This window comes from Bacillaceae bacterium S4-13-56 (assembly GCA_040191315.1).
Taxonomy (GTDB): Bacteria; Bacillota; Bacilli; order Bacillales; family JAWJLM01; genus JAWJLM01.
In genome coordinates this window covers 1-9,096 of the sequence record JAWJLM010000111.1, presented here as the reverse complement: position 1 = coordinate 9,096, position 9,096 = coordinate 1, and the positions used below count along the sequence as shown (strand labels likewise).

Sequence of the window (9,096 nt, the reverse complement as noted above, 5' to 3'; positions counted from 1 at the left end):
CCGCGAAGCGAGCCATAATGATTTCTTATCTTGTAAAGAAAAGGACCTCTACATGAATAAAAATGTAGAGGTTTTTTATGCTTTAATAACAAAGGTATAATTTACTCTCTAAAACAAAAACTAAGTCCAGTTAATAATTCTTTATATTGAAGGAGAATCCGTATGCCGCTAACACATCAGCATCAGCTTCAAGTTCTCACAGATATTCTTAAGGAACAAAGTGAAGAATGTTGTGCAACAGTTGCCGAATATGAACAAATTGAAAGAATTGCTAAAGAATTAATGGCTAATGCTGACTTTTCACAACAAGAAGCCGTTATGCAACAATTGGAAAATATCTATAGTTATGCTCAACAAGGGAAAGGTTCCCCTAACCCCAATGAATTGGCAACTGCTTATCAGCAGGAAATAGAAAACTGGGTACAAGAAGTAGACCCAGCTAACTTTGGATAATATTTTGTTTAACAAATTGTTTTTTTAGATCAAGGAGCCATTTTTTGGCTTCTTCTTTTTCATTTCTACGTTCATGCCATAATAGAAAACTAATTGTTTGCGCCATTACATACCAATAAATTCGGTTTAATAATTGATGATCAAGTTTTGTTTGATAGTAAGTTTCAATCCATTTTCCCCATTGATCTTCAGGAATATATGCATTTAAAAGCATTCCAATATCCATAGCTGGGTCAGCTAAAACAGCATTGTCCCAATCAATTAGATATAATTGTCCATTATCTGCTAACAGCCAATTATTATGGTTCATATCGCTATGACAAACAACATACTTGGCTTCATTAAGATAAGGTAATCTTTCTTCCAACCATTTTAAGGCCTGTCTAACCTCAAATGAATAATAAAGATGTTGAGAATTTCTAACCTTCATTTGAATCTCATGTAACATAGCATCGGCATGTAAGGGAGTTTTTCCCATTCTCATAAACAAATGAACGAGTTCAGAGGAATGGTGTATCCTGCTAAGCATTTTAGCCACACTTGGATGTTGCATTTCAATTATGCTCAACTCACGGCCTTCTAACCAGTGTTGGGCTGTTATTACATCGCCATTTTCTAACCTCTTTGTCCAAACTAACTTAGGAACAATTCCCTCAGCAGACAAAACAGCTAAAAAGGGTGAAGAGTTTCGTTTTAAGAATAGTCGTTTCCCATCATTTTGTGCATAATAGGCTTCACCTGTGGATCCACCTGCTGGATAAATCGTCCATTCCTCACCTAAAATATGTTCCAACCCAGTCACCTTCAATTCTAAAATCTATCAATTTAATTTAAGTCATACGATTATTTACCTACATAAAATAAAACTTCCATCAGTGGCCGTCCCCCCACTGATTGTCAGCATTAAGGGTATGACCTAGCCCTTGAACCAATCGGACATTTACGGGCAGCCAACCATGAAGCGAGCTTTACCAACAAGGATGAAAAATTTAATGTTTTATTTTCATGGGAGTTTATCCCCTACCTTATCTTTTCGTTTCACTTAAGACTTGAGGTGGGGGTAATACTTCTCGTTCATGCGGGATAAAAAGTCGGGTATTTTTAGGTTAACGTATAACAGGGATATATTTCAAGACAAATTTTTTCTTTTTTCGGTAGATTTTTCATTTTCCAGGAATCATGTGTGTTTTTGTTGATTTTTTAATCGACACTTCCGAACATGTTCCCTCCTGGCCATCAACATGAAACCTAACTAATTCCGGTACTTTAATCGTAATCCTCTGGCCTTTCTGCAAGGAAACACCTTTAATCCTTGTATGACCTCCCCAGAACACTGTCAAAAATAATCCAAGGATTTTCCATTTAGATATGTTCTCCACAATTAAAATTGTAAAGTATGGATCTTTATGTGAACTGTTAGGAAGTAATTTCATTCCGCCACCCATGTATGCATGATTACCTACCGTAACCATCCAGACTTGATGATGTACACTTTTCTTTCCATCAATGGTTAGTGTAATTGTTTTTGGAGAAAAATTGAAAAGCACCTGGATAAGAGCTACAGCATAGGTTAAAAAACCTAATCGGAGTTGGTTTAAAATTTTTTTATAATGGGATTGGTTGGCTCTCGTCACTACCTCAGCATCAATTCCAATCCCTAAACTATTTAGAAAGATTCTGTTATTACGGTTTATAACATAGACTCCAGGGCGAAATGAACTAAGCCTAGGATGATGCTTTAACTGTTGGATTAACTTACTTGGACGACTAGATAATGTCCCCCCTCTAACAAAATCATTTCCTGATCCTGCCGGGATAAAAGACACTGGAATTTTATTATGCGCTTGTAAGCCATTTAGAACTTCATGAAAGGTTCCATCACCGCCAATTACATAAAGCATTTGAATCCTTTCATGGTGCATTTGCGAAATTTGTCGAGCGATTTCTTCCGCATGGCCTGGGTATTTGGTAGAAAAGGAACGAAAGTTTACTAGATTTTCTTTGTTGAGCTCTTTAAACTTGGAATACACTTTTAACCCTCTACCATTTCCAGCGACAGGATTTGTGATAATAACGTTCATAACCGTTCTCCTTTTAGTTTTGATCATCATCCATTGATAAGTCTAAATCATCTTCTTCCCATTCAGAGCGTTTCACTGAGGTTGTTTGGCAGTGCATTAACAAAGCCTCTGAAGCCTTCAATTGCATGTGCTTTAATGGACTTTTAAAGGTTCGAATTTTTTTAAACCATTCCGGATATGCTTCTTTTCCAATATACTTTGTTTGATAAGGTTCTGTTTGATATTGAATTTCATTAGTTTGGCTAAGAACCAATTTACGAACTGGAAAATTAATAGAATAACGGTTTAAGATGCTCCTAATGATTACATCTGTCCTTTTTAAAGAAATCATAGGACTTAGGAAAGGAGTTCTAACATTATCCTTCTCCTGCATCCAAGTGCGATCGTCACCAGCTATAATCGTCACCTCTTCAGGGAATTCAATGATAGTTAAACACAGTATTTCAACAGGAGTTATAATTATAATTTCTCCTTCAACTGGTGCTTTTTTTAAAAGAAAAATAGGTTGAAACATCACCAAAAAAGTATCAGGAAATCTTTGTAAGAAATAACGAAGGGTTGGATTAGATTTATAGTAATAATCTAAAAATGATTTTTCCCGAATGGTGCTACTTGCCCATTTAAGTTGAAAGGGCATGAGCGCATCTAAATAATATTGCTTTTTTTCTTCCTCCGATATATATGCCTCCTGCAGTTCACCCATCGAATTGAATTTTTTCCAATTTTCTTGTTTAAGGCGAATGAATTGGCCAGGATAATGAAAAATATCAATCTCATACCTAGAGATATAATCCTGTAATTTAATTAATTGCGCCAAAATCTTCCTCCCCTTTAAGGTCTATTGACTTTATACATTCATATTTTTGAGCTCTTTCAGGGTGTATTTCAAAAAGACATATTCTGTCTACCTTCATTTTTTCATATGGTGCGTGTTTTATATAGTCTTTTCCTGAAAAAGGCTTATCTAATTTTTGTTCCGATTTCCATTTTTTGGCCAAGGTGATATGGGGGCGGTACGGTCGTTTCTCTTTTTCAAACTGAATTTGTTCATGAATCAGAAGATAAAGCTTCTCTAAAACATCATTTTTTATAACATTTGCATAAAGTACTCGAGGTGCTATAGCAGATCCAAAACTACCCAACTCGCCAATTTCAATATGAAAAGGCGGGAAACTTTGTAAATTTTCCAAAGATCCCATCAGTTCTCCAATACTAGAAGTTTCCCATGCTCCTAAAAAAGCTAATGTAATATGAAAGTCATTGGGATGGACCCATAACTTGTAATCAAAATACGGCTTTATTTGTTGACCCCATTTTTCTAGCCTGTCCCTTTGCTGACCTCGAATTGGTATTCCAACAAAATAATGACTCATCACTATTTACCTCCTCGCTTATCTATAGCATATTTCTTTCTATAGGACATAGGTATATATTACACCGTTAAAACTCATAAAAGGAAATTGCTAGTAAAACTGGTCAATTCTCAAAATAAGGTTTATACTATGTATAACTTCTAAGATTTGATCCACGGTGAGTATAAGAATCTTTAAGGAGTGGTATTTTGAATCGTTCTACCTCTCGCATGCTAACTCGTGTGAAAGCTGTCTATCTATTTATTCGTGAAAGGGGGACAGTAAGCACGGCCGAGTTATCAGAAGAGTTTGGTATCACAGACCGAACTGTTCAAAGGGACCTTAATGTTCTAGAGCACAATGGACTTGTTACAAGTCCACAACGTGGAAAGTGGGAAATCACAAAGAAAAAAGTGAAAATATCATAGAGAGATATAGATAAACCCGGAATGTTCCGGGCTTTTTTTTACTATTAGAATTTATAAGTTCCGTCGGTTGATCATATAAAAAAACTAAGATTATTCTAGTAATTGTAACTCTTCTTTCGTTAACTCTCTGTATTCTCCTTCAGATAGGGTTGGGTCTAATTGTAAACTCCCCATTTTTATTCTCTTTAAGTACACAACTTTTTTATCTACGGCTTCAAACATCCTTTTCACTTGATGAAATTTACCTTCTGTTATGTCAAGTTCAATTTCCGATTGCTCTCCAGAAGAAAGTATTCTTAATGTGGCAGGCATAGTAACATAACCATCATCCAAAGTGACTCCCGTTTGAAAGGCTTCCACATCTGAATTTGTAACGACTCCCTTTATTTTAGCAAAATAGGTTTTTGTAACATGCTTATTCGGTGACAAAAGTTGATGGGATAGTTTTCCATTATTAGTTAAAAGAAGTAAACCAACAGTATCTTTATCCAGCCGTCCCACAGGAAACGGATTATACAGCTGATCATCCTTCCCTAACAAATCTATAACAGTCTTGTCTCCTGTATCCTCTGTAGCCGAAACAACCCCTGGTGGCTTATTCATCATTAGATAGATGAACTCCTTATATTCAACTTTTTCTCCAAAGACCGTAACTATTTGCTGAATGGGATCAATCTGTGTTTTCCCATCTTTTATCCTTTCCTCATTTACGAGGACATGACCTTTTTTGATAATCTCTTTGACCTCTTTACGGCTCCCATAACCACGATTTGATAATAGCTTGTCAAGTCTCAATTCTATTACCCCCGTCTAAAAATGCGTTCTATTTTCTTTACTCGGTTTCCTAACACTCTTTCAAGAAGGGAGGATTTATAAGCTAACCACAAATACATAATGGCTCCCACAATGGAACATAGGACAAGAACTAACAAAGAGCCCATTCTACTATCACTTAAGGCAAAGGAAACATTCAGGCCCCATTTTAACACTAAAACTACTAATGCCATTGCAATAGTAAACATGGCCACCAAGGCTCCACGTTTAAATAACTGCTTAAAAGGAAAATCAATCGTATATTTTATTCTCCAAAAGTTAGCGATCACCGCAGACAAAACCGCTAATCCAGTCGCAATGACAGAACCCTTAGGTCCTAAAAACGTAATAAGGGGGATGTTACTTAAAGCCTTAACCGCAAAACCAATTCCTAAGCTAACAACAGCAAAACGCTGTTGATTAATTCCTTGCAATACTGAAGCAGAAACAACAAAGAATGCATAAAGAATTGCAACAGGGGCGTACCAGCGCAATAACATTCCTGTTAAATCAATATTTTCTAAACTATAGAGAGTACCATAGGCTTCATAAGACAAAAGCGCAATCCCAATAGCAGCTGGAACAACCAATAATAGAATGACCTGAAAGGCTTGATTAATTTGCTGATAGACCTCATTTTTCACATCACTCACAAATGATTTTGTTAAGGCTGGTAGAACTGCTAACGATAATCCAGTTGCTAAAGTAACAGGGATGATCACTAGTTTGTGTCCATACAAAGTAATAGCAGCATATGCTATATCCGAAATATCCCCTTGGTTAATACCAATCATAGCCCTTTTAAAGGTGACAAGATCCACGAATTGATACAGTGGAGTTGCCATCCCAACAAGAACAAACGCACCTGCATAGGAGAATAATTCTTTAAACATTTCCCAATTGGACAAATCATGGGTAGTTGTTTGTAGTGCAAGCTGTTTATCCAAATGACTTTTTCTTTTTTTCCAATAAAACCATAAAACAATACAAGAGGCGATTGCCCCAACAAAGGCTGCAAATGTAGCAAAACTCACGGCTGTTGCAATGCTTCCCTCAAACACTTTGACAACTAAAAATGCTGCACTTAATAAGAAGAGAATACGAACAATTTGTTCTACAACCTGTGATATAGCGGTTGGCCCCATTGATTCATACCCTTGAAAAAAACCTCGGGTGAGACTCATCCCAGGAATGAGGAGTAACGCAAAACTAACCATTTGAATAACGATTGTTATATCCTCTACGGAATCGGCTAATGTAGCTCCTTCAGGAATTTCATCCACAGGTAATATCCAATGGGCTATTGTTTCAGCCCCAAGATAAAGGATTAAAAACGACAGAAACCCTGTGATGGACATAAAAATCATGGCCGAACGATACATTCTCCTCCCAGTTTGATAATCCCCTAATGAATTATATTTCGAAACGAACTTGGAAATTGCCAGTGGCAATCCTACAGTTGATATGGTTAACATGATATTGTAGGGTGTGTATCCATACTGAAATAATGCCCCTCCTTCACTCCCTACAAGAGCAAAGAAAGGAATTACATAAAGCATCCCTAAAAATTTCGAGAAAAAAGTGGCACCTGTCAACAACATCGTACCACGTAAAATATTTGAATTTGACATGATATTCACCCACATTTAATGTAGAATCTAACTAATACATTCTATCACAAATAAAAGGAAAAATAGATACTGTAATTGTATTACCAGCATAACCAATAAGAAGGGATGACAAGCATGTTTGATGTAACAGTCATAGGAGGTGGACCTTCAGGCTTAATGGCAGCCATCGCAGCCGCTGAGAATGGAGCGACCACATTATTAGTGGATAAGGGAGATCAATTAGGTAGGAAGTTAGCTATATCAGGTGGAGGCCGCTGCAATGTAACCAATCGTCTACCTGAAAGTGAAGTCATAAAACATATACCAGGAAACGGAAGATTTTTATATAGTGCTTTCTCTATTTTCAATAACCATGATATCATAGATTATTTTGAAGGTTTAGGTGTTCAACTAAAAGAAGAAGACCATGGAAGAATGTTCCCTGTTAGTAATAAGTCCAAAGACGTCGTTGGAGCGCTGTTAAACCAGTTGAAGAAGTATAATGTGACCGTTCGTACAAACAGACCGGTTGAAGCCATTCATTTTGATGAGGAGCATCATACTATTATTTTAAAAGATAAAGAAAAAATACAAACAAAAGCTATTATCATTGCAGTCGGAGGAAAGTCCGTTCCACATACAGGAAGTACTGGAGATGGGTATGCCTGGGCAAAAAAAGCAGGACATACCATCACAGAGCTGTATCCAACCGAAGTTCCTCTCATATCCAATGAATCGTTTATCAAAAAGAAAATCCTTCAAGGGATTTCCTTACAAAATGTTGCTGTATCCGTTTTAAACGAAAAAAATAAAAAAGTGATCACCCATCAAATGGATATGATTTTTACTCATTTTGGTTTATCAGGACCAGCCATATTAAGATGTTCTCAGTTTGTTGTAAAAGAATTCATGAAGGGACATCGCCCCGTTCCAATTGAGATAGACCTACTGCCAAACGTTACGGAAGATGAATTTTACAAAAGCATTTTAGATAAAATGGAAGAGTCCCCTAATAAATCCATTAAAAATCTTTTAAAGGGTCCTTTTCCCGAACGATTATTGGACTTTATGTTAGAGCTGGTTGAGCTAAATCAAGATTCTCGCGCCAACCAAATCTCTCATGATAAAATAAAAAAATTTTCCAATATATCTAAGCAATTTCAAGTAAAAGTACATGACACTCAATCTATTGAAAAAGCCTTTGTTACAGGTGGAGGAGTTTCTATAAAAGAAATTGTACCAAGTACCATGCAATCGAAGCTCATGAACGACCTTTACTTTTGTGGTGAAATTCTAGATATACATGGCTACACAGGTGGCTACAACATTACTTCAGCACTTGTAACTGGTAGAGTTGCTGGAATGAATGCAGCCTGGAGCACTTCTTAAAACACTCTTGCATAGAGTGTTTTTATTATAGCTTTTGGATTTTATTATAATATTCAGAAAAATCATATAATTATACCTTGAAATATTTAAAAATATAGTACTATGATTTTTGTTCTAGTGATGTTTTGGCAAGTTATACACTGAAAAGAATAATGATAGGTCCAGTACTTACTTTATTATTTAATATTATATTGGGAAAGCTTATATATAAATTCAGGTAATGGAATAGTTCTTTCCTCACATTCTATTATTCTACCTATAATTACTTTATTAATTACTGGAGTAATGCTTTTGATTGTTCAAAAACCAAACGGAAAACAGGAGGAGATCCTGTAGGCTTAGTGCTGTTTGAGAGGTTTGGTGCTAAATGTAGTGGTTGGGTGCTACTCTTTTAGCTTGAGTGACGATTTTATTCATTGGGTGACAGTTTTAGAAATTTAAGTGCTAAAACCCTTAATTTGCGTGACGATTTTGGGAAGGATAGTGCCGTTCTATAAGAATGAGTGCTACGATCCTAACTTGAGTGCCGCTGACCCTATTTGGGTGATGAATTAGTTCATTAAGTGATAAGTAAATTCTCTAAAATCATTAATTTAATGCAACCATTCGGATTTGGGTGCTAAAATTTATGCTTAGGTGCTCTTTTTCATGGTTAAGTGCTAACTCAAATTGATAAAAAAATTAAATCAATACGAAAAAGGATGATTTCTCCATGGAGAAATCATCCTTTTCCTTTGGCCTGGCGACGTCCTACTCTGGCAGGGGCAATGCCCCAACTACCATCGGCGCTGAAGAGCTTAACTTCCGTGTTCGGCATGGGAACGGGTGTGACCTCTTCGCGATTACCACCAGACAATTTTCAAGGACAAATTATATTTTATAATGTTTCTGTTAAAATGCAAGCAATTTTTTAAATTATTTACACCCTAAAAGCTGAATAAGATGACATGAGTTTGACAAAGTTTTATTT

The 9,096-nt window shown here is 36.2% G+C and carries 9 protein-coding genes and 1 rRNA gene; 3 read left to right on the top strand and 7 right to left on the bottom strand.

Going from position 1 to position 9,096, the window contains the following annotated elements; all coding sequences use genetic code 11:
* Positions 1 to 162: 162 nt before the first annotated feature.
* Positions 163 to 453, top strand: coding sequence for a YtzH-like family protein (locus RZN25_17365; protein ID MEQ6378580.1), 291 nt, complete (start codon positions 163 to 165; stop codon positions 451 to 453).
* On the opposite strand, the gene RZN25_17360 is transcribed toward RZN25_17365, so the two are convergent.
* From RZN25_17360 to thpR, 4 genes are all read right to left on the bottom strand, one after another.
* On the bottom strand, positions 440 to 1,255 hold the full coding sequence (locus tag RZN25_17360; GenBank protein ID MEQ6378579.1) for a phosphotransferase family protein: 816 nt from the start codon (positions 1,253 to 1,255) through the stop codon (positions 440 to 442). The two genes, RZN25_17365 and RZN25_17360, sit on opposite strands and share 14 nt — an antisense overlap.
* A 361-nt stretch (positions 1,256 to 1,616) precedes the next feature.
* Positions 1,617 to 2,534, bottom strand: a complete 918-nt coding sequence (locus RZN25_17355) for a diacylglycerol kinase family lipid kinase (protein MEQ6378578.1) — start codon at positions 2,532 to 2,534, stop codon at positions 1,617 to 1,619.
* A gap of 13 nt (positions 2,535 to 2,547) precedes the next feature.
* Positions 2,548 to 3,351: an NERD domain-containing protein gene (locus RZN25_17350; protein ID MEQ6378577.1), complete on the bottom strand. Its 804-nt coding sequence runs from the start codon at positions 3,349 to 3,351 to the stop codon at positions 2,548 to 2,550.
* The gene (gene thpR / locus RZN25_17345) at positions 3,335 to 3,907 is read right to left on the bottom strand and encodes an RNA 2',3'-cyclic phosphodiesterase (protein MEQ6378576.1); all 573 of its coding nucleotides are present in this window, start codon (positions 3,905 to 3,907) and stop codon (positions 3,335 to 3,337) included. Before thpR ends, RZN25_17350 begins: the two co-directional genes overlap by 17 nt.
* Positions 3,908 to 4,095: 188 nt before the next feature.
* Here thpR and RZN25_17340 point away from each other — a divergent pair, with 188 nt between their 5' ends.
* Positions 4,096 to 4,314: a DeoR family transcriptional regulator gene (locus RZN25_17340; GenBank protein ID MEQ6378575.1), complete on the top strand. Its 219-nt coding sequence runs from the start codon at positions 4,096 to 4,098 to the stop codon at positions 4,312 to 4,314.
* A 90-nt stretch (positions 4,315 to 4,404) separates the two neighbouring features.
* Here RZN25_17340 and RZN25_17335 read toward each other — a convergent pair whose 3' ends face one another.
* Both RZN25_17335 and RZN25_17330 read right to left on the bottom strand, forming a co-directional pair.
* Entirely contained in the window at positions 4,405 to 5,109 is a 705-nt protein-coding gene (locus RZN25_17335) for a pseudouridine synthase (GenBank protein MEQ6378574.1), read from the bottom strand.
* 5 nt (positions 5,110 to 5,114) lie between these two features.
* A complete protein-coding gene (locus RZN25_17330; protein ID MEQ6378573.1) occupies positions 5,115 to 6,758 on the bottom strand; it encodes a polysaccharide biosynthesis protein in 1,644 nt (547 codons plus the stop codon).
* Between the two features lie 114 nt (positions 6,759 to 6,872).
* Between RZN25_17330 and RZN25_17325 the strand changes: the two genes are divergently transcribed.
* A complete protein-coding gene (locus tag RZN25_17325) occupies positions 6,873 to 8,126 on the top strand; it encodes an NAD(P)/FAD-dependent oxidoreductase (protein ID MEQ6378572.1) in 1,254 nt (417 codons plus the stop codon).
* Positions 8,127 to 8,863: 737 nt separating this feature from the next.
* Here RZN25_17325 and rrf read toward each other — a convergent pair.
* A 5S ribosomal RNA gene (gene rrf / locus RZN25_17320) occupies positions 8,864 to 8,979 on the bottom strand.
* Positions 8,980 to 9,096 lie beyond the last annotated feature (117 nt).